This is a genomic window from Oceanicella sp. SM1341, from assembly GCF_003448965.1.
Lineage (GTDB): Bacteria > Pseudomonadota > Alphaproteobacteria > Rhodobacterales > Rhodobacteraceae > Paroceanicella.
Window position 1 is genome coordinate 1 of the sequence record NZ_QRGC01000040.1, and the last position, 26,218, is coordinate 26,218.

A 26,218-nucleotide genomic window follows, 5' to 3' on the forward strand; every position below is an offset into this window, starting at 1 on the left:
GGCGCGCGGAACTCCCCGGGGCGGCTCCCGCGGGCCCGGGCGCGCAGCGCCATCGCGGCCCGCCCCGTGCCAGCCGGTCCGGCCGGCGACCCGGGCGACGGGACACGCCCCCGGCCGCTTGCCAAGCCGGCGGGGGCGTCGCAGGATCGACGGCATCCGCCCGGGGACGGCCCGTGGCCCCCGGCCCCCCCCCCCCCCCCCCCCCTCCCGCCTTCGGGAGACCCGATACACATGCTCCGGTTCCGCCTGCCTTCCCGCCGCTTCGGAGACGCCCCGTGAGCGTCTCCGTCCCCGCCGCCGCCGCCATCCTGCGCGAGGCGATGCGCGAGAGCGTGCGCCGCCATTCCTTCTGGTACATGGTCCAGGGCGGGCTCATGGCCCTCGCCGGGCTCTGCGCCCTGCTCTTCCCGGTGTTCTCCTCGCTCGCCATAACCCTGGTGCTGGGCTGGCTGCTGGTGATCGGCGGGGTGATGCGCGCCATCGGCCTCATCGCCAGCCGCCACCTGCCGTATTTCTGGCTGCAGGCCATCTCGGTGCTGCTGTCGTTGCTCGTGGGCCTGTTCATCCTGCGCAACACCGGCGAGGGGCTGCTGATGCTCACCCTGCTGCTGATCATCCTGTTCCTGATCGGCGGCATCTCCCGGGTGATCTTCGCCCTCTCCATCCGCCCCTTCCCGAACTGGGGCTGGGTGCTGCTCAGCGGGGCCGCCTCGGTGGTGCTGGCCTTCTTCCTCTACGCCAGCCTGCCGGTGACGGCGCTCTGGCTGCTGGGCGTCTGCCTCGGCATCGAGCTGCTGGGCGAGGGCGTCTCGCTCGCCTGGCTGGCCTGGAAGGTGCGCCAGCGCCCCCCGCCTGAAGCCGCGCGCGCTTAACCGGGTGTTAAGACTGGCGGGCCACTCTCGGGTCTTCCTTCCGAAGGGGAGACCCAAGCATGCCCGACCTTCCCATCCCGGCGCTGCCGCTCGGCCCGGCCGACCTGCTCCTCGCGCTGGCCACGGTGCTCGCCGCGGCGTTCTGCGGCCTGCTGGCCTGGCGCCTGTCACGGCAGGAGAAGGCCGGCGCCGCCGCCATCGCCGGGCTGAAGGTCGAGATCGCCGGGCTGCAGGAACGGCTCGCCGCCTCGGCCGAACTGCAGGAGGCCGAGCGCGAGGGCACCCGCCGCTTCGTGGAGGAGACGGTGCGCGACGCCGCCACCATCACCGCGACCGAGGTCATCACCCACGCGCGCGACGAGATCGGCAGCCGCACCACCGCCCTCTCGGAGGAGCTGCGCGACGCCATGTCCGAGGCGCTCGCCCGCCACGGCGCCGAGCTGCGCGGCGAATTCGCCCCCACCATCGAGGAAACCCTGGCCGAGCAGCTGCCGCCCGCCTTCGAGGCCGCCTTTGCCGGGGCCTTCAGCGATGCCTTCGCCGAGGCCTTCGAGACCCGCTTCCCGACCGCCTTCGCGGAGGCTTTCAGCCCCGCCTTCACACCCGCCTTCGCCCCCGCATTCGAGGAGGCGCTCGACCGCGAGCGCCTGGCCGACGAACTGGCCGGCATGCTCTCCGGCGCCCTGGCGGAGACCTTCGCCGAGGCCTTCTCCGGCCGGATGGCCGAAACCGTCTCCGCCGCCGAGGAAGCCGCCCGCATCCGCATCGAGGCCGAGATCCCCGGCCTGCGCGCCGCCCTCACCGAAACCCTCGCCCCGGTGATCGAGGCGCGCATCGCCGCCTCCGCCGGCGAATTCCTCGACGAACGGCTGCAGGGCGAGATCGGGGCCCGCCTCGCCCCCGCGGTCGACACCGCGATGGACCGGGCCGAGAAACTGCTCGCCGCGGACCTGCACGACATGGCCGAGGCCGAACTCGCCCGCGCCCTCGCCCGCACCCCGCTGCCCGCGGCGCCTGAACACCCCCGGGCCGACCCCGGCCCGGAGCCGGCCCCCGGGCGTCCGACACCCGAACCGGCGCCCCGCGCCTTCACCACCCCTCCCGCCGGCCCGCCCCCCCAGCGCGGCGGCCTGATCTCGGTCCACTCCGGCCGCCGCTAGGCCGCTAGGCCGCTAGGCCGCTGAGCCGGGAGCCGGGAGCCGGGAGCCGGGAGCCGGGAGCCGGGAGCCGGGAGCCGGGAGCCGGGAGCCGGGAGCGCGCATGCCCTGTCCCCACCCGGTGCGCAACCCCCAGGCCCATCCCTTTCACACCGCCTCTCCCAGGGATTCCGCCAGGCGCGAAGGGCCGCGCCCGACCCTGGGTGGGCGCAGGAACACCTGTGGTCAGCGGTTTATCGTGAAAGCCCCGGACGCGGGCTGTGCGGCAACCGGCATCGCCATCGCGCCCTCCCGGGGGGAGGGTCGGGCGCGGCCCGGGCTGGTCGCCCGGGCGGAAGGGGGAAGCCGGGCGTCCTGGCCGCGCCGATCAGGCAATCACGATCCCCGGAGCAACGCCCGGGCCCCGCGCCGGCGGAGGCCCTCCGGGGCCTTCGCCACGCCCGGCGAGCTGCGGGGGCGCAAGCCCCCTCGGCGAGGCGGGCGTCCCTCCGCCGATGCGGCACGCCCCCCGCCCGTGGACCGCGCTCCACGAGACAGCCCTCGGGCCCGCAAGCGGCATCATCAGCACGCCCCCCGCCCGTGGAGCGCAGTACGGGAGTTCAACCCGACACATCCGCGGGACACATGCCCTCGGCATGCCGCTCCGCGGGGCGGGAGATGACGGCCCGGCGATGGCTCTGCGCCGAGGCGGACCGTCAGCCGAAGGCACCGGACCCCGGCAGATCAGCCGTCGCCCCGCTTCGCGGCCGCGGGTTTCGCCGGCCGGTCCAGCAGGTCGGTGGCCGGGTTCACCGCGATGTCCACGTCGTCGTAGTAGCGCTGCGCCTGGGCCATGGAGCGGTGCAGCGACAGGCGCATCGCCGCCTGGATCGGCGCCCCGTCCAGCGCCGCCTGGGTGAGGAAGCCCGAGCGCAGCCCGTGCGCCGAGGCAAAGCCCGGCGGAAACCCCGCCCGCGCCAGCCGCAGCCGCAGGATCGCCCGCACCCCGTCCGGCGACAGCCGCCGCTCCAGCACCCGCCCGGATTTCGAGATCGGCCGGAACAGCGGCCCCCCCGTCACCCCCGCGGCATCGATCCAGGCCACCACCGCCCGCGCCGCCCGGCCCTTGAGCACCAGCCGCGGCGTGGCCCCGCGGCCCGTGGTCTTGGTCTCGAGCAGCGACAGCCAGACCAGCCCCTTGGCGTCGAACTCGGAAATATCGACATCCTCGCGCATCAGCCCGGAGATCTCCGAGCGCCGCCGCCCGCCCGAGGCCCAGCCCAGCATCAGCACCGCCCGGTCGCGCAGCCCGCGCAGGCCGGGCCCGCAGGCGGCGAGCATCGCCTCCAGCACCGGGCGGGTGATCGGGTTGGCCGAGCGGCGCTGCGGCCGCCGCGCCTGCGCCCGCCGCCCGCGCGCCCGCGCCTGGGCGATGAGCGGCGCCTCGAAGGGCGAGGGCAGGTTGCGCATGCGGTGGAAGGCCCGCCAGGTGGCGATGCGCCGGTCGAGCGTGGCCGGGCTGGGCGGAGCGGTGTCGCGGCGCAGCCCGCGGGCCACCAGCGCCCCGGCCACCGCCTGCGCGGCGGGCCCGGCATCGCCGGTATGCTCGAGCACGAAGCGCAGCGCCACCGCCTCGCTCTCCGGCCAGGCGAGAGCGGCCCCGAAGGCTTCCTGCTTCCAGGCGGCGATATAGGCGAGATCGCGCTCGTAGGCGCGCAGCGTGTTGGGGGCGGTGCCGCGGATGTAGAGCTCGGTGAGCGCCGCGGCATCCTCGGCCGGGAGCCCCGCCACCGGCAGGCTCAGCGCCCCTGCTGCCGCCACTTCGCTCATCCTCGCCCCTTCCCGTGCCGCCCGGCCCGGGCCAAGGCTGCCCGGTTTCGCCCGGCGGCGCAACTGCCGCCGGGCCGGGAGCCCGGGCGTCGCGCGGCCCCGGCCGGGCCGGAACCGCGTCTGCCGTCTCCGGCGCGCGTCAGTTGCGCGCCTGCCGGCCCGCCACGTACTGCAGCGCGGGCTGCACCCAGGGGGCATGCTGGTAGGCGATCTCCGCCCAGTGTTCGTCCAGCGGCTTCAGGTAGCGCGGGTCCAGCCCGTTGACCAGCGCCCGGATCGCCTGGCCGTAGGCGAAGGCATGGTCGTGCGAGACGCTCTCCTCGCACCATTTCAGCAGCTTGAAGGCCGAGGCCAGCACCAGGCTGCGCAGCACCACGTCCTGGAAATACTCCGAGAAGGAGAACAGGTGCAGCGCGTTCGTCGCGGTGGAGATCGCGTCGAAGCGGGTGGTGGAGGTGCCGGAGGTGATCTGCGGCCGGCCGTAGCGGCGGAAATAGGTGAAGGTGGGCAGCTCGGTGAGCGCGTAGCTGCGCATGTTGGTGAGCAGCCCGTAATGCATGATCATGTCCTCGAAGAACAGACCCGCCGGGAAGCGCAGCTTGTGCTGCTCGAGGAAGCCGCGGCGCACCATCTTGTTGGCGCATTGCGGCTCCACGCAGGCCAGCTCGCGCATGGCCGAGACCCAGAGCTTCGGGTCGCCCGAGGAGACCATGCGCGCCATGCGGTTGGTGATCAGCCGCTCGAAATGGTCCTGGTCGTAGAAGGAGCCGGTCTCCTTGCGCACTTCCTGCAGCACGCCGGGCGAGAACACCACGTCCACGTCGTCCTTCGCCGCCGCCATCATGGTCTGGAAGGCCCAGGTCGGGCGGGTGTCGTCGGCATCGAGGAAGCAGACGTAATCGCCCCGCGCCACGTTCAGCGCGCGGTTGCGCGCCGAGGACAGCCCGTCATTGGCCTGGCGGATGTGCAGGATGCGCTCGTCCTTGAAGGTGTGCAGCGTCTCGCGGGTTTCCTCCGAGGCGCCGTCGTCCACGAGCAGGATCTCGAAATCCCCGAAGGACTGGGTCAGCAGGGATTCGATCGAGACACGGGCGAGCGGGCCTTCGTTGTAGGCGGTGACGATGCAGGAGATGCGCGGATTCTTGTCTTCGGCCATGCCTTAGCTTGCCTTTCTCATGGACTGACGCATGCGGAGGATGTCCGGATGGTACAGCTCCCCATTGAAATACGCCCAGAACGCCCCGGCGCTGATGCCTTCCAGCTTCCTGGTCTCGTCGCGGTAGTAGAAATCGAAATCCGGGTGCTTCACCCGCGGCAGCAGGTCCTCGATGGTCTCGCGCCCGTAGGTCTTGGCGATGCCGACGCAGAAGCGCGCATTGGCGCGCAGGAAGCTCTCCACCAGGTCGGCGCGCAGCACGCTGGCCGACCAGGAGACCGAATCCACGATCGATTCCGCGTAGGGCCGGAAGTTCGGCCAGCGCTCGGCGATGGAGCGGCGGATGAGCATCTGGAACATGAACAGCATGTAGAAATGCCGCTCGTCGCCCTGCTTGATGTCCTGGGCCGCGTGCTGGCGGTAGTGGTACTTGTGATGCGGCAGCATCATCACGTCGCGCGCCGCGGTGAGGGTGAACATCTGGAAGATGTAGTCGTCGTAGGCGCGGACGTTCTCGGGGAAGTAGATGTTCTTCGCGTCGAGGAAGTCGCGGCGGTAGACCTTGCGCCAGATCGAGGGCTGGCCCTTGATGATCTCCCAGGACTGCAGGCGGATGAGCTCCTGGCCCTTGAAGGAATCCCGCGGGTAGTCCTTGAACAGGTCTTCCTCGTAGCTGTCGTAATAGGGGGTCTTGAGGCTCTCGTCGTAGAAGTCGAAGCCTGCCTGGGTCATCTCGCAGCCCGAGTAGAGCGCGAGGTCGTAGAGATCGCCGAAGAAGCCGGGGGTGACGAAGTCATCCGCGTCCACGAAGGCGATATGGGTGGCGTCCGAGACCAGGCGGCCGTAGTTGCGCGCCGAGGCGCAGCCGCCGTTGGGCTTGCGCTCCACGCGCACCCGCGGCTCGTTCTTGAAATGCTCGGCCGCGGCCTCGCCCGAGCCGTCGCTGGAGCCGTCGTCCACGATGATCACGCGCACGTCGTCGCGGCCCTCGCACAGCAGCGATTCCGCGCAGGGGATGAGGTATTCGCCGGTGTTGTAGGCGGCCACGGTCACGTCCACGCCGTGCCGGCGCCCGGAGACGTCGATGGCAGCATTGTGGTTCAGCGTCCAGTTCGGCGGCGACCAGATCTGCGCGTTGGCGCAGGGGAACACCCGGTTGCCCGGCACGATCTCCATCGCCGCGGTCCACAGCGACAGGTTGGCCCGGCGCGCCTCGCTCAGCCCGTCGATCACGTCGCCGAGCACCTCGAAGGCGAGCCCGCCCTGCACCAGCACCGCGCCGCGGCCGTTCTGCAGCACGCGGGTGATCTCCTCCTTGGTCGCGATCTCGACCTTGGAGATGTTGTTGGCCTTGGCGATGGCCTCCATCGCGCTGGCGGTCTCCTTGTTCGGCGCGAGCTTGAGCAGGCGCACCTCCGGCAGCAGCACCTTGGCGGTGAGCGCGAAGAGCAGCGTGTTGGGCTCGATGTCGATGATCACCAGCGGCTTGCCGGCCTGGGCGATCGGCCGCGAGGTCATGAAGCGCACGTAGACGCCGGGGTCGTTCTTCGCGGCCTCGGCGAGCTTCTTGCAGGTCTCCTCCTTCACCTCGGCCGGCAGCTTGAGATCGCGGTGCGCGATGCGCACCGTGCTCACCCGCTCGGGCTTCACCTCGATCTCGGAGGTCTTGACCTTCTTGGGGCGGAAGGCCTCCCAGGTGGCGTGGTTGCCGTCCGGCTTCAGCTCCACCTCGTTCTCGGAGACATACATCTCGAATTCATGCACCTTGCCGAGGATCGAGACCGAGGCGATGCGGTCCTTCACCGTCACCTCGAAGTCCTGGACCTGGTCCATGGGCACGGGCAGCTCGAAGACCTCCTCCTCGCCCCAGTCCCATTTCTCCATCGAGTTGAGGCTGTAGGTGTTCTCCGCGCGGCGGAAGGTGATGTGGAACGGCCGGTCGCCCTCGCTCACGCGCAGCTCGAAATGCGCGTTCGGCCACAGCCCCTGTTCCAGTCTGGTCGTGAATGTCGCTGTCATCTTCGGATACCGCCCCTTAGCCCTTGCTGCCGCGCAGTTCGAGGCGGGGGCCGCTTGCACGTCCCCCGGCCTCGCCTCGTCCTGAAATTCGATATCTGTTCATCATCATCCCCCGATGATCGCCGAAATCGCCGAAGGGCTCCCGCCGGCGGGAGCCCGATGCCAGGCCGGAGCCGGCCGGTTCATTGAGCCGGGACGGCGGCCTGCTTGAGGCCGGTCAGCGGATCGATGTGGAAGGCCGGTGCCGGCGCGCCCGCCTCGACATGCGCGAGGAACTCCCCGGCGGTGTCGAGCGCCTCGCGGATGGTCACGTCCATGTCGAGGTAGCGATAGGTGCCCAGCCGGCCGACGAAGGTGACCCCCCGGGTCTCCCTGGCGAGATCCACGTACTGGGCCAGCAGCGCCTTCTCGTCGACCATGCGGATCGGGTAGTAGGGAATGTCCTCGGGGGTGCAGCTGCGCGAGAACTCGCGGTAGCACACCGTGCCCTCGTGCTCTTCCCAGGGGCTGAAGTGCTTGTGCTCGGTGATGCGGGTGAAGGGCACCTCGCGGTCGCCGTAGTTCATCACCGCGCAGCCCTGGTAGTCGCCGGTGTCCGAGAAGCGCTCGAAATCGAGGGTGCGGTAGCCCAGCCGGCCCAGCTTGTAGTCGAAATAGCCGTCGAGCGGGCCGGAGTAGAACACGTGGTCATACTCCGCCCCCATCTCGGGGGTGAACCAGGTCTCGAGCTTCACCTCCAGCCCCGGGTGGTCGAGGATCGCCTCGATCATCGGCGTGTAGCCGTTCTCGGGCATGCCCTGGAAGCGGTGGAAGAAGTAGTTGTCGTCGTAGTTGAAGCGCACCGGCAGGCGCTTGAGGATCGAGGCGGGCAGCTCGGTGGGCGAGCAGCCCCACTGCTTCTCGGTGTAGCCCTTGAAGAAGGCCGCGTAGAGGTCGGGGCCCACGAAGCGCAGCGCCTGTTCCTCGAAGGTCTGCGGGTCGGTGATCGAGGTGTCGGCCTGTTCCTCGATGAAGGCGCGGGCCTCGGCCGGGCGCAGGGTCTTGCCGTAGAACTGGTTGATCGTGTGCAGGTTCACCGGCAGCGAGTAGACCGCGCCCTGGCTCGTGGTCTTCACCCGGTTCTTGTAGGGCATGAAGGTGGTGAAGCCGTTCACGTAGTTCCACACCTCCTCGTCGTCGGTGTGGAAGATGTGCGGACCGTAGACATGCACCATCACGTCGGTTTCCGCGTCGCGTTCGGTGTGACAGTTGCCGCCCACGTGCGCGCGGCTGTCGATGAGTGTCACGCTGTGGCCTGCCTCGGCCAGCCGTCGTCCGATAACCGCGCCGGACAGGCCGGCTCCCACGAAAAGAATCCGCAATTCACCATCCTCAAATTGAGCGCCAGATCGTGGTCGGAATGGGGCGTCCCGGACCACCAAGGCTAGATTGTTAGTGCATGCTTCTCCGGGCTGCTACCCCTGATGGATACACTTCACGCGGGAAATTGACATCACTGACCAGTACGAAAGATTGTGTCGCCCGAAACGCGTTCATTGAAAGTGAACTCCCGGGCTTTCCGCTGGCCATGCGGTGATACGTCACGCGCCCCCGGTCCGGGTGCATTCATGACAACGATACACGTTCCGGATGAATATGCACGGGATGTTGCGGAGTTACGGGGTCGGCCTACCATACCTGCATTGGGAGAGAACGCGATTCGAGACTGTCGCTCGCATCGCGCAGCAGGCGGGCCCCCGGCCCGCCAGACCGGCAGCACGGGGTCGGGCCGGCCCGCGCGCGCGTGCCGGCAGAGGGAAGCATGGCATGAAAGACCGTAATGCGCTGCACAACCGGTGCGCGCAGCCTCGCGGGCCGGTCATGCCCGAGGAAGGAGAACGCAATGGCATCCAGGCGCTACTCGGCAGAGGAGATCCGGGCCAGGCTCGACGAGGTCACCGCCCTGCTCGGCAGGGGGGTTCCGCTGGCCGAGGCGGTGCGGAGCATCGGCGTGACCCAGCCCACCTACACGCGCTGGCGCAAGCGCGCGGAGGCCGCCGCCGCCGCCCCGCCCCGCCCCGCCCCGGCGAGCGGCGCCCCGGCCCGGGCGCCGCACCGGCTGTTCTACGCCTCCGCCGCGCCCGAGGCGCAGGACCGCGCCGTGAACGCCACGTTCGAGGCCTTCCCCGAGCAGTTCCCCGACCGCGCCGCCGCCTGGGGCTTCCTGTTCCAGGTCATCCTGCCGCCCTCGCTGCGCTGGGGCTTCATCTCGGTGGGCAAGAACGCCTCCTCCTCCACGCTGCGGCTGCTGTTCCGCGCCGAGTTCGGCTGCGACATGAGCGTCCGGGCCACGCCGGAGCATGACATAAACCCCTCCGCCGCCCTGCACATGCTGGTCGACCACGGGGTGTTCTCGCGCGCGGTCTGGCAGGGGCATTCCGCCCAGCGGCTGATCGGCTCCAACGGGCCGAAGGAGCGCATCTGCGTGGTGCGCGAGCCCTTCGGCCGGGCGGTCTCGGGCTTTCGCTACCTGTGCAAATCGCACCGGGCGAAGAGCCTGTGGTTCGCCCGCGACCGTTTCCGCATCAACGCCGCCCTGGGCTTCGACTGGGACCGCCACCCCGACACGGCGGAAGGGTTCCGGCTGTTCCTGCGCTACGTGCAGTGGCAGGCCAAGACCGAGGGGCTCGACGCCATCGACGCCCACTGGCGCCCGCAGGTGACCTTCATCAAGCCCGAGGTGTTCCGGCCCAGCATCACCGGGCGGATGGAGGACATGGAGAGCTACTACCGCACGCTCTCCGAGCGCCTCGACATCGCGCTGCCCGACGAGGGCATCTGGGAGAACCGCCAGTCCGCGGCGGCGGACGAGCTGCTGCAGGACCGGGAGGCGCACAAGCTGTGCCAGTCGATCTATGCCATCGACTACGAGGCCTTCAGCTACTGAGCCGCGCACCGGGATTCCGCGGGTGCGGCAGAAAAACAGGCGATTTTCCGCCTGTTTTTTGATTTCCTCCGGGCCTGAATCTCAAAAATGGCCCTGAATCGGCATATTTTCGTACAATACACTTGATACACCGCAATGGCGCGCCTACTGTGAGTCGCATCGAACACCCCTAGTAGCGAGGTCTACAAATGGCTGATACCGAACCGAAGAAGCCCGTCCTGGCTTTCCGCCTCGCCCGCGCCGAATGGATGACCGACATGCGCGGCAAGTCCAAGGAAGAGCGCGAGGCCGACTGGGAGCTGACCCACAAGGACCGCATCATGAAGGCCCGCAAGATCCTCCGCGTTCTTGACAAGAAGGGCTTCTCGCTCATCCAGGTCGAGCCCGAAGCCGAGGCCGCCTGAGCTTCCGACGCATCGCGCGTCCTGACGCCTGCCGGCGGCCTTCGCCCGCCGACAGGCGCCCGCGCCGGGGGGCACCGCCCCCCGGCCGGCCGAGGGCCCCCGGCCCTCCCTCTCCCGCCCCTTTCCGGAACCGACCGCACCCGCGCCCCGGGTGTCTTTTCGTGCCCGGCGCGCGGCTTGCGGCAATGTCACCGGGCCAGCCGGTACGCGCTCCGATCCCCCGACGCCTTCGAAGACCGGCCCCGGACCGCCGGCAACCGCCTCCGTCCGGGCCGCCAGGGCCGTTCGGCTCCGGCTGCGCTGCCGGACCGGGCGCGGAGAGCCGACTGCCGACACCGCCTGGCCGCTGCCGCCAAGCGCGCCGCCTTCCGCGACGGCGACAATGGCACGCCGCCTCCGCCCCGCGCCCGGCCGCATCCGCGCGGGCGCCGCGGTCCCGGCCGGTGGGCTGCGCGGCGGTTTTTCCGGCGCTTCGGCGTCATTCCCGATAATGGCATATTACCGGGAGTCCTCCCCCCGCCCCGCGCCCCCGCCCGGTGCCGGGCAGAGCGCCCCCGGAACGCGCGGCAGCGGCGCAACCCCCCGGATCCCATGAAAAATCCCGGCACGCGGGCGAGCGTGCCGGGATCTCTGCTCCCTCCCGAGGGACAGACGGGAGGGGGGCCGGAATGTCGTCTCCGGAGGGGCGCTCAGTCGGCGCCCACCGTGGCGCCGAGGGCGCGGCGGGCGGCGCGTTCGCCGCTCAGGAAGGCCGCGTCGGTCCAGATGTAGCCCCAGTTGCCGAAGCGCCCGCAGTAGCCGATGCCGATGTCGTCGAGATAGCCGTGCACCGTGTCGAGCGCCGGGCGCCGGTCATGGTCGAAGATCACGTTGGCGAACGGGATCCAGATCGCCGAGCGGTGGATGATCTCCTCCCGGTCCTGCACCAGGCCGCATTTCAGCAGCCCCTCGATGGCAGGCTCGATCCAGTCTTCCGGCGTGCCGGTGAGGGGGCGGTACTTGTCGGAGAAGTAGATCTCCGCCTGGTAGGCCGCACAGCCCTCCGGCACCGAGGCGCGCGCGAGGGCGCGGCGGTAGCTCACCCGGGCGAAGGGGATGTCCTCGTCGTAGAAGTAGGACCACTGGGCGCGGCTCTCGGCGGGGCGGTTGATGCCGATGTTCACCACCACGGATTGCGAGCAGGCGAGCTTGCCCGCCGCCTCCAGCACGTCCGCCGGCGCGCCGGCGATCAGCGGCACCAGCTTCGGCAGCGGGATGGAGGAGATCAGCTTGCCGTATTCCGCCGCCCGGCCGTTGGCGAAGGAGAGCCGCTTCGCCACCGGGTCGATGCGGGTCACCTCGTGGTCGCAGTGGATGTCGGCGCGCCCGTAGAGCCCGCGCACGAAGCCCTCGAAGCCGCCCTCGCTGGGGTAGCGGTACTCGTTCACGTAGAACACGTCGAGCGGCTCATGCGCGAGCGCCCCGCGCAGCACCTCCTCGAGGTTGGGCCGGTAGAGCCGCGGGCCCAGCCAGTCCGTGGTCATGTTGGCCGCCTCGGTGGTGTGGTACTTGCGGGTGTAGAGCATCGGGAAGGTGTTGGCGAAGGTGGGCCCGAAGGCCGCCATCAGCCAGTCCTCGTAGTTGCGGATCTCGGGCTCCGGCCCGGTGGAGGCGGCGACGAAATCGCGGATGCAGTTCACCACCAGGTCGGTGGGCAGCCCGTGCAGGTTCACCTGGGCGGGATGCTTGATCCAGTGCCCCTGCCAGAAGTTGTTGCAATAGACCTGGCCGGTCTCGAACTGCTGGCCGGTGGAGGCGGCGAAGAGCTCCTTCACCCGGTCGCTCTTGGTGAAGGAGATGTGCACGCCCTCGTCGAAGGTGAAACCGTCGCCGGAGCCGAAGCTGGAGGTGAGCCCGCCGGGGCGCGGGCGCATGTCGTAGAGCTTCGGGCGGATGCCGTGCTCGGAGAGCTGGTTCGCCGCCCCCAGCCCGCCCACGCCGCTGCCCAGGATGGCGAAGCCGCCGTCCTCGCCCCCGTCGTTCAAACCCATATCGTCCATGACCGGAACCCTTTCGAGAAAATGACTTGTGAAAACCCGGGATCCGCGGGGCGTAACGCCTCCCCGCGGCGGTGCGGTGTCGGGGGCCTCAGGCGGCCCCTTCCTCGGCCATGCGCCAGCGCAGGTCCGGCGAGAGCCGCTCCGCCTCGAGATGGCGCTCGAGGGTGAAGAGGCGCACCGCGTCGGAGCGGCGGAAATCGGTGCCGATGTCATGGGCGCGCAGGATGCCGTCGCGCAGCCGGCTCACGCTGTCCTCCAGGCCCAGCCGCGGCTGGTGATCGGGCGCGAGCCCGCGGAACAGGGTGAAATCCACCTGGTAGGAGCGCTTGTCGGGCGGGGCGTCGCGGTTGATCGACACCTGGGTGCCCGGCACCGCGCGCGCCACCGCCTCGGCGAGTTCCGAGACCTGGTAGTTCCAGCGGTCCGAGCCCGCGTTCACCGACAGGCAGCGCCCGCCCTGCTCCGGGCTGCGGCCGCAGGCCCATTCGATGGCCCGCGCCATGTCCGCCACGTCGATGAGCGGGCGCCAGGGCGTGCCGTCGGAGAGCACCTTCACCTCGCCGGTGATGAGGGCGGCGGCGACGAAATCGTTCAGCACCAGGTCGAGGCGCAGGCGCGGCGACATCCCGCAGGCGGTGGCGAAGCGCAGGCAGGTGATGGTCATGCCCGGCGCGTCGAGCGCGTGCAGCCCCTCCTCGGTGCCGATCTTGGAGCGGGCATAGGCGGTGAGCGGGTTGAGCGCGTCGCCCTCCCGGCGCGGGCCGCCCTCGGCAAAGCCGTAGACACTGCAGCTCGAGGCGAAGACGAAATTCGCCACGCCCGCGTCGCGCGCGAGCGCCGCGAGCCGCAGGCTGGCCTCCTGGTTGATGTCGATGGTCGGCGCCTCGAAGCGCTTGCCCATCGGGTCGTTGGAGATGGCGGCGAGATGGACCACCGCGTCCACCCCCTCGAGCAGGCAGGGGGAGAGGTCGCGCATGTCGCCGAACACCTGGCGCGAGAGCAGCCGCTCGGGGAAGGGGTCGTCCGTGGTCAGGTGCGGCGCGAAGAAGCCGCTGTCGTAGCCGATCAGCTCGGCCTCGGGAAACCGCGCCCTGAGATGGGCCACCACGACCGGGCCGACATAGCCCATGTTACCGGTAATGAGGATGCGCATGGAGGGATCACTTTTCACGAAAATCAGCCGGCACCGATGCCGCCGGCGGGCGAGGACTGCAATTGCGAGGGGCGGTAGCGAAACCGGGTGACCGAGCGCAGCAGCATGCCGAGCGCGGTCTTCTGGGTGCCGTAGCGGGCGCGCACCGAGCTTGCGGCGCGCAGCAGGTGCAGCCCGTTGAGCGTGTTGGTGAGCAGGCTGCCCACCTTCGTGCCCGAGGCGAGCACCCCGCCGTAGACCCGCTTGGCCCCCGGCAGGCCGCGGAAGCTGGCGCGGATCTCGGAGAGATCGTGGCGCGGGTCCATGCCGAGCTTCTCGAAATGCCGGTAGATGTCGCCGGTGTAGAGGGGCCGGGTGTGCAGCACCGGCACCGCGTCGATCACCGCGGCGCGGAAGGCGGGCTCGGGCATCAGCAGGGTCCAGATGTCGTCCTGGCCCCAGCCGGTGGGCCAGCGCTCGAGATAGGGCAGCAGCACCTTGAAGTAGCTCGCCCGGATCACCGGGGTCATCGGCTCGACGTAATTGGTGTAGCGCAGCCGGAAGCGCGGGCATTGCATCACGATCGGGTAGGAGACGTAGCTCGAGGGCAGCAGTGCGGGCTGGGCGATGTCGAGCCCCTCCTCGGAGCAGAGCGCGAAGAGCCGGGTGATGTTGCCCTGGTCGAAGAACAGGTCGTCGTCGGGGAACATCACGAACTCGTAGCGGTCGAGCAGCCAGGGCCGCTCGCGGAAATGGCGGCAGATGCTGTCCCACTTGGTGCCGCGGTCGACGGAGAGCGGGAAGTCGCCCTCCTCCAGCCCCGGAGCATCGGGGTCGTAGGTGGAGAGCTGCAGGTCCCAGTTGCGCTCGGCGGCGGGCTCGCCCAGCCAGTGGCGGTAGAGCGAGTTGCGCCCCACCCGGGCGAAGACCAGGTTGCGCCGGGCCAGGCCCGGGGCGGGGGCGGCGCGCTCGGCCGCGGTCCCCCGGGCCCGGCCCGGCGCGGTGCTGCCGGCGCTCACCGCCAGCACCCGGCTCGCGGCCGGGGCGGGGGCCGCAGCGGGGCCCGGACCCGGAGTGGCGGCGGAAGCCGGAGAGGCAACCGTCACCGGCGCCTCCCCGGCCCTCGCGCCCTTCGGCGTCTCCCCCACCGCGAGCCCCGGCGGCACCGCCGCCGGGGTATTGTGTGCCGGGAGCATGGCTCCCGCCTGCGTCCCGGCCCCGGCCGGAGTTGCCCCCGGCGGCAAAGCCGCCAACTCGAAACCGTTCGGCGGAGCCGCCATCTCGAAACCGCGCGGCGGAGCCGCCAGTTCGGTCCCCCGCGGCGGAGCCGCCAGTTCGGTCCCCCGCGGCGGAGCCGCCAGTTCGGTCACCGGCGGCAGGGCCGCCAGATCCGTCTCCCCCGGCCCTGCCGCCATCACGGTCCGGGGCGGCTCCGCCATTGCGAAAGTCCGGGGCGGCGGCGCTGTGACGGTCCGGGGCGGCGGCGCTGTGACGGTCCGGGGCGGCTTCGCCGTGGCGGAAGCGAGCGGCGCTTCCGCCGTTGCAGAAGCGAGCGGCGGCTCCGCCGTGGCAAAAGTGAGCGGCGGTTCCGCCGTTGCAAAAGTGAGCGGCGGTTCCGCCGCGGAGGCCGCGCCCGGCGCGGCATCGGCCGGGCCGTAGCCCGCGGCGGGCGGCAGGCCGGCGGCCCGGGCCTGCAGCGCGGCCAGGGTGGCCAGGGGGGTGCCGGAAACGGGGGCGACCATGGCGCTCAGGCCGGCGCGGGGATGATCCGCGGATGCGGAATCGCGCATAGGAAGGTCCCTCCCTGGGAGCTGTAGGCCGCCTGCTGGGCCACGATTTCATCGGCGAAATTCCACGACAGGATCAGCAGCGCCTCCGGCTTCGTCTCCAGCAGCGCCTCCACCGGCCGGATCTCCAGCCGCACCCCGGGCATGTACTTGCCCACCTTGTTGGTGTTGCGGTCGACCACGTAGTCGATGGTGCCCTCGGGCAGCCGGGCGAAGTTGAGCAGCGTCGCCCCCTTGGCCGCGGCGCCGTAAGCGGCCACGGTGCGGCCGCGGGCGCGCATCTCGCCCAGCATGGTGCGCAGGTCGGCGCCGATCTTCTCCACCCGCGCCCCGAAGCGCTGGTAATAGTCGAGCCCGCCGATGCCCAGCAGCCGCTCCTCCTCCTGCAGGGCCAGCAGCCGCGCGCTCTTGCCGCGCAGCCGGCTCACCCGCAGGCGCAGCGAGCCGCCGTGAATGGGCAGGCGCGTCACGTCGTTGAGGTGCAGCCCGTGGCGCTCGAACAGGGGCTCCAGCGCGGTGAGCGAGTAGTAGAACACGTGCTCGTGGTAGATCGTGTCGAAGGCGCATTGCTCGACCAGGTCGCGCACGTAGGGAAACTCGAACTCGGCGATGCCGTCCCCGGCGAGCAGCACCGCGAAGCCCTCGACGAAATCGTTGATGTTCTCGACGTGTGCGAGCACGTTGTTGGCCAGCATCACCGAGGCGCGCCGCCCCTCGGAGACGAGCTGGCCCGCGAGGGCCGCGCCGAAATAGTCCTGGATGGTCTCCACCCCCACCTTGCGCGCCGCCGCCGCCGGGCCGTCGGCCGGGTCGATCCCCAGCACCGGCACCCCGGCCTCGACGAAATTGCGCAACAGGTAGCCGTCGTTGGAGGCGATCTCGACCACGAGGTCGTCCGCGCCCAGCCGCCGCTCCTCCATCAGCGCCAGCGCATGCTCGCGGCTGTGGGCCAGCAGGGCGGGGATGAAGGAGGAGTAATAGGGGTAATCCATCCCGAACAGCACCTGCGGCGGGATGGTCTCGCTCACCTGCAGCAGGCCGCAGCCCTCGCAGATCATCACCTCGAGCGGGAAGACCGGCTCCTCGTGGTCGAGGTCGGCGGGCTCGAGCAGGGCGTTGGCCAGCGGCTGGGCGCCGAGGTCGAGCACCATGGTCAGCTCCGCCCCGCCACAGGAGCGGCAACAGGTGATGCGGCGCGCGTCGCGCAGGCCCGCGTGGTCTTCTGTCATCTGGTCGTCAGGCATGAGGGAAATCCTTCGCACCAAGAGGAGTGTCACCAATGAACTCGTCTGAAACAGTCACGCGGGCCACCAGCCCGGCCGCCTCGGCCAGCCGCGCCGCGGCCTGCAGGCGCGCGAAGGGCACGCCGGCGCGCTCGGCCATGTCGAGCAGGCTGTGGGCGCCGTCGGCGAGGTTGAGGAACCACATCAGGTCCATCTGGCTCGCGGCAGCGGAAGTGGTCTGGCCGGAAATCGCCCGGTAGAGGCCGCGGCGGCCGAGCTGCGGCTCGCCCCGCCCGTCGGTGCGCACCCAGGTCACGTCGCCGTCGATCACGTCGAGGGCCGCCTGCGCCACCGCGAGCGAGCGCTCCAGCGCCGCTTGCGTGATGAAATCGCAGTTGTCCTCACTGGTGTGATACTCGGGGAAGCGCCCGTGCACGCCGCGCATCAGGCAGCCCACCGGCAGGTCGAACCCCGGCGAGCAATACTGCCGCTCGTCGTAGCCGTCCGGGGTGAAGGGCAGCAGGGCATGCGGCGTCTCGCCCCCGCCCAGCACATGCGCCACCGCCCGGTCAACGAGCGCGGTGCCCTGGCGGGAGCGCTTGTAGTGGAAGGGGCCCGTATCGCCGAGGCAGGTCAGCACCAGCCCGGCGCGGATCGCCCCCAGCCGGGCCTCGTTGCGCGCCAGCCAGGCGATGGTGCCGATGGTGGCGGGCACGAACAGCAGCCGCAGCCCCAGCCGCCGGCGCGCGCCCGCCTCCCGTGCGGCGATCCCCAGCGCGGTCGCCACCGCGATGCCGGAGAGATTGTCATTGGCCAGCGAGGGGTGGCAGACATGCGCGCTCACCAGCACCTCGCCCTCCTCCTCGCCGGGAAAGAACGCCTCGCCATACGTGAGGCTGCCCGGCGCCAGCGTGCTGTCGATCTCCACCCGGTATTCGGCGTCGCGCATGCGCTCCCAGGTCTCGTGGGCCATGCAGAAGCCCCAGTCGCGCGCGTAATAGCCGGTGCGGTAGGGGATGATGCCGGGCCGCTCCGGCAGGGTGTGGACATGGGCCGCCAGCGCCTCGCGCGAGAACACCCCGCTCACCGGCACCGAATAGCCCATCACGTGCAGCGAATGCGCGGCGAAATCGACCAGCACCTCGCCCGAGAGGCTGCGGATGGTGGCGGCGCGGATGCTCCATTCCTCCGGCACATGCCAGTCGAGCACCGGGGTGCCGCTCGCCACCTCGTGGATCTCGAGCGGCACGTGCCGGGCGACATGGGCGAGGGTCTCGCGCACGCCGGGGCCGGTGATGGAGCGGGCGATGGGGTAGAGGCTGCGGCAGAAGCCGTGCAGCTCGAAGCCGCCTGCCCCTGCCCGCGTGGCGCTGCGGGTCTCGTCGCGGTCAAGCATGGGTGCCCTCCCGGCTGGAGGCGAGCCAGGGGACGCGGCCGGCAAGCGGCGGCCAGGCGCGGTCCTTCTCCGACAGTCCGCGCACCGGCAGCGGCCAGGCGAGCCCCAGGGCGGGGTCGTCGTGGCAGAAACCGTCGTAGAGTTCGGGCACGTAGACCTCGCCCATCAGGTATTCCACCATCGCCTCCTCCGAGAGGAGCTGGAAGCCATGCGCGAAGCCGCCGGGCACGCAGAGCAGCTGCGGGCGCGCGCCGTCGAGCACATGGGCAAAGGCCTGGCCGCGGGTGGGCGAGCCCTCGCGCAGGTCCACGATCACGTCATGGATGCGCCCCAGGCTGCAGCGCACGATCTTCGGGTCGGGGCGCGGGGCGCGCTGGAAATGCATGCCGCGCAGGGTGCCGGCGCCGCGGGTGAGCGAGACATTGCCCTGCAGCGGCGTGAAGGCAAACCCGGCCTCCCGGACGCTCTGCGCGCACCAGGACCGGGCGAAGAAGCCGCGGTCGTCGGCATGCAGCACCGGCTCGAGCAACCGGGCGTCGCTGTCTCCGACGGGAAGGATCCTCATGCCGCCTCCCCTCTCGCGAAGGCGACCTCCTGGCGGGTGCCGGTCTCGCTTACCACACCCGCCATGGCGCATCCCCGGCGTTCCACAGATCGTTGAGCACGGTCTTGTCGCGCAGGGTGTCCATGGGGTGCCAGAACCCGTGGTGGCGGTAGGCCACCAGCTCGCCCTTCTCGGTGAGCTTGCGCATCGGGTCGTGCTCCCAGATCGTGGCGTCGCCGTCGATCAGGTCGAGCACCTCGGGCTGGAGCACGAAGAAGCCGCCGTTCACCCAGGTGCCGTCGCCGTTGGGCTTCTCGTGGAAATTGTGCACGGTGGGGTCGTTGCCGGCGAGATACATGGCGCCGAAACGGCCCGTGGGCTGCACCGCGGTGACGGTGGCCAGCTTGCCCTGGGCGTTGTGGAAGGAGAGCAGGTCGGTGATGTCGATGTTCCCCACCCCGTCGCCGTAGGTCATCAGGAAGGGTTCGTCATCGTCGAGAAAGCGGCGGATGCGTTTCAGCCGCCCGCCGGTCATGGTGTTGAGCCCCGTGTCGACCAGGGTCACCCGCCAGTCGTCACGGGGCTCATCGATGTATTGTGCCGTCGACCGGGAAAGATCGAACGTCACGCTGGAGTTTCTTATGTGGTAATCCTGAAAATATTTCTTGATCAAAAAGCCCTTGTATCCGCAGCACACGATGAATTCCTTGGCGCCGAAGCGTGCAAAGATCTTCATGATGTGCCAGATGATCGGCTCGGATCCGATTTCGACAAGGGGTTTGGGAAGGACAGAGGTTTCTTCCGAGAGTCTTGTCCCCAGTCCACCTGCAAGAATAACGACTTTCATGACTTTCAATGACCTCGAACGGGAGTTACACGCGCTTCCGATAGAGTATTAAATTTTTTCTAAGTACTTGCGTATCACGCCACTCAAAACATGACGTCTTTTTCGAAAAAGGGCTGGAGATATTTTTATATCCGGCACCGCGTCTTGGTAATCGCCACTGTGCACCGCACCACAACCCTCCTTAATTGGGTACTCGCAGCCTCAAAGTATGTCAACGGCAATAATTACTGCCCATTAACCATTCGAAAAGTTGCGTATTCAAGGTTTAATTAACCTGTGGTTGAGTCATTGAATACCGCCATTGAACGAGCACGCATTAATGGTTGCATCCATTGGGGATTACGCATCCGCGGTTGCATTTTTTCGGCAGATTTCGGCAGGAACCGGCGGATTTTCACCTTTTCCGGCCCGGTTTCGCGCATGATTCCGGCAGTGACGTGGTGATTCCCCTCCGCGGTTGTGTTGCAGAGTGCTGAAAGACCAATGATTTGCGCGCCCGCCCTTTCCCGGCCCCCCGCCCCGCGGCACGCCCGGGTTGCGCCCGCCGGCCCCGGCGCCGGGGCGGGCCGCCCCTTCCACGTCCCGCGGGCACCGTGCTCCCCCTCCCGTTCCCCGCGCCTTTTCGCAGCGCAGCATCAGCCGGGCTCCCTCCCCCGCGCCGCTGCCCCCCGTCATTTCCCGTTTCATTTCCCGAGGAGTTTGGTTTCATGATTCATCCGGTCATCCTGTGCGGCGGCTCCGGCACGCGGCTCTGGCCCGTCTCGCGCAAGAGCTACCCCAAGCAGTTCAGCCCGCTCATGGGCGAGGAGAGCCTGTTCCAGGCCAGCCTGCGCCGGCTCTCGGGCCCCGGTTTCGGCGCGCCCATCGTGCTCACCAATGCCGAGTTCCGCTTCATCGCCACCGAGCAGCTCGCCTCGCTGGGCATCTCCGACGCCCAGGTGCTCATCGAGCCGGTGAGCCGCAACACCGCGCCCGCCATCCTCTGCGCCGCCCTCACCCTGCAGGACACGCCCGAGGCGCTGATGCTCGTCGCCCCCTCCGACCACGTGATCGCCGACACGGACGCCTTCCGCTCCGCCGTGGAGCAGGGCGCTCAGGCCGCCGCCGAGGGCCGGCTGGTGACCTTCGGCATCCGCCCCGACCGGCCGGAGACCGGCTACGGCTATCTCGAGCTCGGCCTGCCCGACGCGACCGGCCCCCAGAAGCTCGAGCGTTTCGTCGAGAAGCCCGATGCCGCCGCCGCCGCCGAGATGCTCGCCTCCGGCCGCTTCCTGTGGAACGCCGGCATCTTCCTGTTCCGCGTCGGCGACATCCTCGCCGCCTACGAGACCCATGCCCCCGGCCTCATCGGCCCCTGCCGCAAGGCGCTCTCCGAGGGCCAGAAGGACCTCGACTTCTTCCGCCTCGGCACCGCCGCCTTCTCCGCCTGCCCGGACATCTCGGTGGATTACGCGGTGATGGAGAAGAGCGACGCGCTCTCCGTGGTGCCCTTCTCGGGCGGCTGGAACGACCTCGGCTCCTGGGACGCGGTCTGGCGCGAGCTCGGCCCCGACGCCTCCGGCATGACCACGCAGGGCTCCGTCACCGCCATCGACTGCGCCCAGTCCATGCTGCGCTCGGAGGACGAGAACATGCATCTCGTGGGCATCGGGCTGAAGAACATCGCCGCCATCGCCATGCGCGACGCGGTGCTGGTGGCCAATCTCGACGAGAGCCAGCGGGTGAAGGAGGTGGTCGCGAAGCTCAAGACCCTCAACGCCCCCCAGGCCGAGGGTTTCCCGCGCTGCCACCGGCCCTGGGGCTGGTACGAGACGCTGAGCCTCGCGCCGCGCTTCCAGGTCAAGCGCATCATGGTCCACCCCGGCGCCAAGCTCTCGCTGCAGAGCCACGTGCACCGGGCCGAGCACTGGATCGTGGTCTCGGGCACCGCGAAGGTGACGGTGGACGACGAGGTGAAGCTGCTCACCGAGAACCAGTCCACCTACATCCCGCTGGGCGCCGTGCACCGCATGGAGAACCCCGGCAAGGTGGAGATGCATCTCATCGAGGTGCAGACCGGCGTCTACCTCGGCGAGGATGACATCATCCGCTACGAGGACATCTATGCCCGAAGCTGAGCGGCGCCGCCGGCGCAGGCGGCACGGCCGGAAGCGGGGGCAGGACGCCCCCCCGGCCGGGCTGCGGGCCCGGGCCTTCCACCTGCTGCAGGGGGCGCTGCTGCTGCTGCTGGCGCTCTGCCTCGCCGACATCAGCGCCGACAGCCCGGCGCTGAACCCCGCGAAGCGCGTCGCGGGCCCGGACGGGGACTGGCGGCTGAGCGCGCTCGAGGATCTCTACGATCCCTCCGCCTACCTGTTCCAGAAGGGCTACGGCTTCCTGCTCGCCGGCACGGAGGAGGAGGTGTTCGGCGCCCCCGAATCCGCCCCCGAGGAGGCGGCGCGGCAGGAGGCGGCGCAGGAGGAGGAGCTCTTCGCCGCCCTCACCGGCATGGTGCCGGGCCGGGTGCGCGCCCCCGACCCCGCGCCCGGGGCGGCCCCCGCGCTCACCCCCGAGCAGCAGCGCGCGCGCATCCTCGCCGAGCTGCGCGCCGAGATCGAGGCCGAGGAGGACGACCCCCTGGCGCAGCACGCCGACCGGGCGGTGCGCCACCTGCGCGCCAGCCTCGCCCATGCGCCGGGCAACATCTATGCCTGGGATGCGCTCGGCAATGCCGAGCTGCTGCGCGGCGATGCGCGGGCGGCCTGGCAGGCGCTGCGCCGCTCCTGGGAGCTTGCGCCCTACAGTCGCCCCGTGGCCTTCGAGCGGCTGCGCCTCGCCTCGCGGCTGAGCCTGTTCCCCCAGCCCCCCGGCCCGGCGGATCTCGACGCCATGACCCGCGACATCGCCGTGAGCCTGCATTTCGACCGCTGGTATTACCGTGCCTGGGTGCAGCCCGATCTCGCGCCGCTGCTGCAGGGGCTCGACACGCTCTACCGCGCCGACCCGATGGATCCCGACGCCCCCGCCCTCCCCGAGGCCTCCCCCGACGTGCCCTCGGGCTGAGCCCTTCGCACATGGCCCCGCGCATGGAGATGCCGGCCGGGGCGCCCTGCGCCCCTGCGGCGGATATCGGCAGGACGGGGATTTCGGGGGGTGTTCCCGGCCGGGCACAGGCAGGCAGGCCGATTGCGCGGCCTGCCGCTGCGGGCGGTTGCCCTGCCCCGCTGCGGGGCCGGGCGGAAACCCGGTCCGGATGGCCGTTCGGCCGCCCGGCTCAGGTCGCGGAGACCTTGCGCCCGGTGATACGCTCGTATTTCTGCACCAGCCGGTCCTCGCGCAGCACGTCGACGTACTGGAGCTGGCGCTGGAGGTTTTCCAGCCAGATCGTGGCGCGGGCGATCTTGCGCGACAGCTTCTCCTGGTACACCGTGCGGTTGGTGTGGGCATAGGCGTCCTGCCAGGCGGAGATGCGGCCCTGGGCCTTGGCGATCCGCTCCTCGATGGCAGCCTTGAGCGCGACCCGGAGCTCGGCGCGGGCTTCCGCGCTGTAGGTCCGGACACCATCCCCGGCCGCGAAGGCAGGAGATACACTTATTAAGGGAAAAGTAACAAACGCTGCAACCAGCAGGATTTTAACGCCAGACCTTGAAATATTCCCGAACATTATTGCAAACCTCCTGAATAACGTGCTCAAATTACCATTCTCATGGCTTGCATGTCAATCAAAGACCCCTGTTCGTCCGACGCCGGAACCACCGGCGGGGGCGCGGGTGCGGGGGCACGGCACGGCCCCGCGAAAGCCCCGGAAGCAGCCCCCGAAACAGCCCCCGAAACAGGAGGAGTCTTCGCGTCGTGACACTGCGTCTGCCGCCCCGAGGGGCCCTGAAGCTGCGAGGCCCGCGGTGAGGTTCTTCCGCCGCAGCCCCCCGCCACCGCCGCCTGCCCGCCCGCGCGTCGCGGCCGACCGGCGGGTCTATGCGGTCGGCGACGTGCATGGCCGCTCGGACCTGCTCATCCGCCTGCTCGAGACGATTCTCGCCGATCACACCGCGCGCAGCACCGCCGAGGAGGCCGCCGGCCGGCCCGCCCGCCGGCTGCAGCTCGTGCTGCTGGGCGATTACGTCGACCGCGGCGACCAGTCGCGCGAGGTGCTCGACATGCTCGCCTCCCTGCGCGCCGAGACCCGCGACGACGGGCTGGTGCTGCTGCGCGGCAACCACGAGGCGGCGCTGCTGGAGTTTCTCGACGACCCCTCCGGCGGCGCGGCCTGGCTGAGCTTCGGCGGCCGCCAGACCCTGGGCAGCTACGGCATCACCCTGGGGATGCGCCCGGGCGGGGCCGAGCTCGACGCCGCCGCCGCCGCCCTGCGCGAGGCCCTGGGCGCCCGGCTCGGGCTGCTGCGCACCACGGTGATGCTACACCGCTCCGGCGACGTGGTCTTCGCCCATGCCGGCATCGCCCCCGGCCTGCCGCTCTCCGCCCAGCCCGAGCAGGCGCTGCTCTGGGGCCGCTCGCGCTTCCTCGAGGAGGGCCCGCCCGAGGGGCTCGTGGTGGTCCACGGCCATTACGACGCGCCCGAGCCGGTGATCGCCCCGGGGCGGATCTGCGTCGACACCGGGGCCTATTACACCGGCCGGCTCACCGCGCTGCGCCTCGACGCGGAGCAGGGCTTCGTGCATGTCGACGCCGGGGGGGCGCCATGAGCCGGCCCCCGGGCGGGCCGACGGGCGCACAGGTCCTCGCCCGGGTGCTGGGCTGGCGGCGCTTCTGGCAGCTCGCCGCGCTGGTCACGCTGGGGCTGGTGGCCTGGCTCAGCCTCACGCCCTCGCCGCCGCAGATCCGCCGCGCGCCGCCCGAGCTCGCCTACCTGGTGCACGTGCTGATGCATTTCGGCATCGGGCTCACGCTGCTGCTGGCCGCCGGGCCGCGGCGCCGCCGGCGGCGGCTGGCCTTCGCGCTGATGGCCGGGCTGGTGGTGGGGCTGGAATTCGCCCAGACCCGGGTGCCGCACCGCAGCTTCGACCCCGCCGACATGGCCGCCAACGCCCTCGGCGCCCTCGCCGCCACGCTCGTGGTCCACACCCTCGCCCGCCGCGCCCGGAGCCTGCGCAGCTGAGGTGCCTGCGACACGGCCTGAGTGCCTGCGGCACGGCGGACTTTGCGGCGCCTGCGCCCGGCCTGACTCCGCACCGCCTCCGCCAGGCACGGAGGGCCGCGCCCGACCCCGGGTGGGCGCAGCTCCGCTTGTGGTCAGCGGTTTATCCCGAAAGCCCCGGACGACGGCTGAACGGCTGGTGACATCGCCATCGCGCCCTCCCGGGGGGAGGGTCGGGCGCGGCCCGGGCTGGTCGCCCGGGCGAAAGGGGGAAGCCGGGTGCCGCGGGCAGCCCGCGCCGGCACATGGCCCGGGAGACCACCCGTCTCACCCCGGCCAGACGCCTGCGACACGCCCCGTAGCGCTCCCCGTCTCGCTCCCCGTCGCGCGCGCCGGGCCACCTCCGGCACCGCGCCCTCCCGGGCGCAGGCCCGGCACCGCGCCCTCCCGGGCGCAAGGGACGGGTCTCACACCCCGGGGCGGTTGCGGCGCAGGGCGGCGGCGGTGGCCCAGAGGATGGCGAGGTCGAGCCAGAATCCCGCCTCGCGCCGGTAGCGCGCGTCGAGCCGCATGCGCTCGGAATAGGGCAGCGCCGAGCCGCCGGAGACCTGCCAGAGCCCCGAGAGCCCGGGCCGGCAGGCCTGGTAGGCGGCAAAGCCCGGGGCGGCGGCATAGGCGCGGTCGGCCGGGTAGCCCGGCTCCTCGGGCGCGATCACCGGGCGGGGGCCGACGAGGCTCATCTCGCCGCGCAGCACGTTCACCAGCTGGGGCAGTTCGTCGAGGCCGAAGCGGCGCAGCACCCGGCCGATGCGCGTCACCCGCGGGTCGTGCGCCAGCTTCTGGTGGCGCGCCCATTCGGCCCGGGCCGCGGGGTCGGCGGCCAGCAGCGCCGCGAGGCGCCCGGCCGCGTCCACCTGCATGGTGCGGAACTTCAGGCAGCCGAAGCGCCGGCCGGCGCGCCCCACCCGCGACTGCACGTAGAACACCGGGCCGCCGGCAAGGGCCAGCGCCAGGACGGCCGCCAGCATCAGCGGCGCTGCCAGCACCAGCCCGGCCAGCGCCCCGGCGATGTCCATGCCGCGCTTGAGCGGCGCCGAGACCCAGGGCGAGGCCGGCGCCACCTCCGCCTCCCGGGTGAGGGCGGGAAACAGGAAGGCGCGCGGGGCCCCCGCCCCCTCTCCTGCCGGCAGCAGCGGCGGCAGCGGCGCGGGCCGGCTCTCCGCCGGCCGGGGCCGGGCGGCCGCGGGCCCCCGCAGCGGGTGCAGCCGCGCCCGGGCCCGGGCGAGCAGGGCAAGCGGCACGAAGCCCCCCCAGGCCAGCGCCGCGGCCAGGCCCTCGGGCGGGGTTTCCGCCGCCCAGAGCAGCAGCAGGCTCCACAGGCCCAGCAGCCCGGCCATGCCGGTGACACCGCGCAGCTCCTCCGGCAGCGCCAGCCCGGCGCGGTAGAGCCCCGCCAGCCGCGCCAGGACCGGCACGCAGGCCAGCAGCGCCAGCGCCGCCGGGGCCGCGGGACCGCCCGCCAGCCCGCAGGCGAGCGCCGGCAGCGCCCCGGCCGCGACATCTCCGAACATCAGCAGATGCGCCCGGCGCCCGTCCTCCGCGGCCGCGGCCCCGGGCGCGGCAAGCGGCGGAAGGACCGGCAGCGGCTGCAGCGCGCCGCGCTCTTCGAAGCCGGGCCATTCAAGGCCGTGATCGCGCATTCTCGCCCCCTTCCCGTCACCCCGGGCGGCCTCCCGGGCGGGCCGGCCGGACTGCCGTCACTAAGGACAGATCAAGGTAAACAGAGTGCTAATCGCCCTTGCCGCCGCCGGAGGCTCCGCTGGCGCGGCCGCA

Annotated in this window: 21 protein-coding genes; 8 read left to right on the forward strand and 13 right to left on the reverse strand. The window is 70.9% G+C overall.

Annotated features, from left to right (window positions below):
- Positions 1 to 275 precede the first annotated feature (275 nt).
- Both D3P35_RS23585 and D3P35_RS23590 read left to right on the forward strand, forming a co-directional pair.
- Complete coding sequence (locus tag D3P35_RS23585) at positions 276 to 872, forward strand: HdeD family acid-resistance protein (RefSeq protein WP_118138387.1); 597 nt, start codon at positions 276 to 278, stop codon at positions 870 to 872.
- Positions 873 to 931: 59 nt separating this feature from the next.
- Positions 932 to 2,032 carry a hypothetical protein gene (locus D3P35_RS23590; RefSeq protein WP_118138388.1) on the forward strand — a complete coding sequence of 367 codons (1,101 nt, stop codon included), beginning with the start codon at positions 932 to 934 and terminating at the stop codon, positions 2,030 to 2,032.
- Between the two features lie 720 nt (positions 2,033 to 2,752).
- On the opposite strand, the gene D3P35_RS23595 is transcribed toward D3P35_RS23590, so the two are convergent.
- The 4 genes from D3P35_RS23595 to glf all read right to left on the reverse strand — a co-directional run bounded on the left by D3P35_RS23595 (position 2,753) and on the right by glf (position 8,374).
- Entirely contained in the window at positions 2,753 to 3,838 is a 1,086-nt protein-coding gene (locus D3P35_RS23595; RefSeq protein WP_118138389.1) for a tyrosine-type recombinase/integrase, read from the reverse strand.
- Between the two features lie 139 nt (positions 3,839 to 3,977).
- Positions 3,978 to 4,994, reverse strand: a complete 1,017-nt coding sequence (locus D3P35_RS23600; protein WP_118138390.1) for a glycosyltransferase family A protein — start codon at positions 4,992 to 4,994, stop codon at positions 3,978 to 3,980.
- A gap of 3 nt (positions 4,995 to 4,997) precedes the next feature.
- Entirely contained in the window at positions 4,998 to 7,013 is a 2,016-nt protein-coding gene (locus D3P35_RS23605) for a glycosyltransferase (RefSeq protein ID WP_118138391.1), read from the reverse strand.
- A 182-nt stretch (positions 7,014 to 7,195) separates the two neighbouring features.
- Complete coding sequence (glf, locus tag D3P35_RS23610; RefSeq protein WP_118138392.1) at positions 7,196 to 8,374, reverse strand: UDP-galactopyranose mutase; 1,179 nt, start codon at positions 8,372 to 8,374, stop codon at positions 7,196 to 7,198.
- A 521-nt stretch (positions 8,375 to 8,895) separates the two neighbouring features.
- Here glf and D3P35_RS23615 point away from each other — a divergent pair.
- On the forward strand, positions 8,896 to 9,939 hold the full coding sequence (locus D3P35_RS23615) for a sulfotransferase family 2 domain-containing protein (protein ID WP_118138393.1): 1,044 nt from the start codon (positions 8,896 to 8,898) through the stop codon (positions 9,937 to 9,939).
- Between the two features lie 188 nt (positions 9,940 to 10,127).
- The gene (locus D3P35_RS23620) at positions 10,128 to 10,343 is read left to right on the forward strand and encodes a hypothetical protein (protein ID WP_118138394.1); all 216 of its coding nucleotides are present in this window, start codon (positions 10,128 to 10,130) and stop codon (positions 10,341 to 10,343) included.
- Between the two features lie 689 nt (positions 10,344 to 11,032).
- On the opposite strand, the gene D3P35_RS23625 is transcribed toward D3P35_RS23620, so the two are convergent.
- The 7 genes from D3P35_RS23625 to rfbF form a co-directional block, all read right to left on the reverse strand.
- A complete protein-coding gene (locus D3P35_RS23625; protein ID WP_198670783.1) occupies positions 11,033 to 12,382 on the reverse strand; it encodes an NAD(P)/FAD-dependent oxidoreductase in 1,350 nt (449 codons plus the stop codon).
- A gap of 88 nt (positions 12,383 to 12,470) precedes the next feature.
- Positions 12,471 to 13,535 (reverse strand): NAD(P)-dependent oxidoreductase, encoded by a 1,065-nt coding sequence (locus D3P35_RS23630; RefSeq protein ID WP_118138395.1) that lies wholly within the window; start codon positions 13,533 to 13,535, stop codon positions 12,471 to 12,473.
- A 23-nt stretch (positions 13,536 to 13,558) separates the two neighbouring features.
- Positions 13,559 to 14,533 (reverse strand): DUF707 domain-containing protein, encoded by a 975-nt coding sequence (locus tag D3P35_RS23635; protein WP_157982290.1) that lies wholly within the window; start codon positions 14,531 to 14,533, stop codon positions 13,559 to 13,561.
- 728 nt (positions 14,534 to 15,261) lie between these two features.
- Positions 15,262 to 16,545 (reverse strand): class I SAM-dependent methyltransferase, encoded by a 1,284-nt coding sequence (locus D3P35_RS23640; RefSeq protein WP_198670784.1) that lies wholly within the window; start codon positions 16,543 to 16,545, stop codon positions 15,262 to 15,264.
- Positions 16,538 to 17,920, reverse strand: a complete 1,383-nt coding sequence (locus D3P35_RS23645; protein WP_118138397.1) for a DUF4910 domain-containing protein — start codon at positions 17,918 to 17,920, stop codon at positions 16,538 to 16,540. The genes D3P35_RS23640 and D3P35_RS23645 overlap by 8 nt, the downstream gene beginning before the upstream one ends.
- Entirely contained in the window at positions 17,913 to 18,485 is a 573-nt protein-coding gene (locus D3P35_RS23650) for a dTDP-4-dehydrorhamnose 3,5-epimerase family protein (RefSeq protein WP_118138398.1), read from the reverse strand. Before D3P35_RS23650 ends, D3P35_RS23645 begins: the two co-directional genes overlap by 8 nt.
- 49 nt (positions 18,486 to 18,534) lie before the next feature.
- Complete coding sequence (gene rfbF / locus D3P35_RS23655; RefSeq protein ID WP_118138399.1) at positions 18,535 to 19,311, reverse strand: glucose-1-phosphate cytidylyltransferase; 777 nt, start codon at positions 19,309 to 19,311, stop codon at positions 18,535 to 18,537.
- A gap of 707 nt (positions 19,312 to 20,018) precedes the next feature.
- Between rfbF and D3P35_RS23660 the strand changes: the two genes are divergently transcribed.
- On the forward strand, positions 20,019 to 21,428 hold the full coding sequence (locus D3P35_RS23660; RefSeq protein WP_118138400.1) for a mannose-1-phosphate guanylyltransferase/mannose-6-phosphate isomerase: 1,410 nt from the start codon (positions 20,019 to 20,021) through the stop codon (positions 21,426 to 21,428).
- Positions 21,415 to 22,353 (forward strand): hypothetical protein, encoded by a 939-nt coding sequence (locus D3P35_RS23665; RefSeq protein WP_118138401.1) that lies wholly within the window; start codon positions 21,415 to 21,417, stop codon positions 22,351 to 22,353. The genes D3P35_RS23660 and D3P35_RS23665 overlap by 14 nt, the downstream gene beginning before the upstream one ends.
- A gap of 211 nt (positions 22,354 to 22,564) precedes the next feature.
- Here the strand turns inward: D3P35_RS23665 and D3P35_RS23670 are convergent, their stop codons facing one another.
- Complete coding sequence (locus tag D3P35_RS23670; RefSeq protein ID WP_118138402.1) at positions 22,565 to 22,954, reverse strand: hypothetical protein; 390 nt, start codon at positions 22,952 to 22,954, stop codon at positions 22,565 to 22,567.
- Between the two features lie 238 nt (positions 22,955 to 23,192).
- Between D3P35_RS23670 and D3P35_RS23675 the strand changes: the two genes are divergently transcribed.
- Positions 23,193 to 23,993 (forward strand): metallophosphoesterase, encoded by an 801-nt coding sequence (locus D3P35_RS23675; protein WP_118138403.1) that lies wholly within the window; start codon positions 23,193 to 23,195, stop codon positions 23,991 to 23,993.
- On the forward strand, positions 23,990 to 24,406 hold the full coding sequence (locus tag D3P35_RS23680; RefSeq protein WP_118138404.1) for a VanZ family protein: 417 nt from the start codon (positions 23,990 to 23,992) through the stop codon (positions 24,404 to 24,406). Before D3P35_RS23675 ends, D3P35_RS23680 begins: the two co-directional genes overlap by 4 nt.
- Before the next feature lie 446 nt (positions 24,407 to 24,852).
- Here the strand turns inward: D3P35_RS23680 and D3P35_RS26950 are convergent, their stop codons facing one another.
- Positions 24,853 to 26,085, reverse strand: a complete 1,233-nt coding sequence (locus D3P35_RS26950) for a sugar transferase (RefSeq protein WP_304481862.1) — start codon at positions 26,083 to 26,085, stop codon at positions 24,853 to 24,855.
- Between the last annotated feature and the right edge of the window lie 133 nt (positions 26,086 to 26,218).

What these genes read in the sequence shown, in the direction of transcription:
- D3P35_RS23680 (WP_118138404.1), top strand. Translation starts at nt 23,990, where the DNA reads ATGAGCCGGCCCCCGGGCGGGCCGACGGGCGCACAGGTCCTCGCCCGG.
- D3P35_RS23590 (WP_118138388.1), top strand. Translation starts at nt 932, where the DNA reads ATGCCCGACCTTCCCATCCCGGCGCTGCCGCTCGGCCCGGCCGACCTG.
- D3P35_RS23650 (WP_118138398.1), bottom strand. Translation starts at nt 18,485, where the DNA reads ATGAGGATCCTTCCCGTCGGAGACAGCGACGCCCGGTTGCTCGAGCCG.
- D3P35_RS23595 (WP_118138389.1), bottom strand. Translation starts at nt 3,838, where the DNA reads ATGAGCGAAGTGGCGGCAGCAGGGGCGCTGAGCCTGCCGGTGGCGGGG.
- D3P35_RS23630 (WP_118138395.1), bottom strand. Translation starts at nt 13,535, where the DNA reads ATGCGCATCCTCATTACCGGTAACATGGGCTATGTCGGCCCGGTCGTG.
- D3P35_RS23665 (WP_118138401.1), top strand. Translation starts at nt 21,415, where the DNA reads ATGCCCGAAGCTGAGCGGCGCCGCCGGCGCAGGCGGCACGGCCGGAAG.
- D3P35_RS23605 (WP_118138391.1), bottom strand. Translation starts at nt 7,013, where the DNA reads ATGACAGCGACATTCACGACCAGACTGGAACAGGGGCTGTGGCCGAAC.
- D3P35_RS23670 (WP_118138402.1), bottom strand. Translation starts at nt 22,954, where the DNA reads ATGTTCGGGAATATTTCAAGGTCTGGCGTTAAAATCCTGCTGGTTGCA.
- rfbF (WP_118138399.1), bottom strand. Translation starts at nt 19,311, where the DNA reads ATGAAAGTCGTTATTCTTGCAGGTGGACTGGGGACAAGACTCTCGGAA.
- D3P35_RS23640 (WP_198670784.1), bottom strand. Translation starts at nt 16,545, where the DNA reads ATGCCTGACGACCAGATGACAGAAGACCACGCGGGCCTGCGCGACGCG.
- D3P35_RS23600 (WP_118138390.1), bottom strand. Translation starts at nt 4,994, where the DNA reads ATGGCCGAAGACAAGAATCCGCGCATCTCCTGCATCGTCACCGCCTAC.
- D3P35_RS23645 (WP_118138397.1), bottom strand. Translation starts at nt 17,920, where the DNA reads ATGCTTGACCGCGACGAGACCCGCAGCGCCACGCGGGCAGGGGCAGGC.
- D3P35_RS23620 (WP_118138394.1), top strand. Translation starts at nt 10,128, where the DNA reads ATGGCTGATACCGAACCGAAGAAGCCCGTCCTGGCTTTCCGCCTCGCC.
- D3P35_RS23625 (WP_198670783.1), bottom strand. Translation starts at nt 12,382, where the DNA reads ATGGACGATATGGGTTTGAACGACGGGGGCGAGGACGGCGGCTTCGCC.
- D3P35_RS23660 (WP_118138400.1), top strand. Translation starts at nt 20,019, where the DNA reads ATGATTCATCCGGTCATCCTGTGCGGCGGCTCCGGCACGCGGCTCTGG.
- D3P35_RS26950 (WP_304481862.1), bottom strand. Translation starts at nt 26,085, where the DNA reads ATGCGCGATCACGGCCTTGAATGGCCCGGCTTCGAAGAGCGCGGCGCG.
- D3P35_RS23615 (WP_118138393.1), top strand. Translation starts at nt 8,896, where the DNA reads ATGGCATCCAGGCGCTACTCGGCAGAGGAGATCCGGGCCAGGCTCGAC.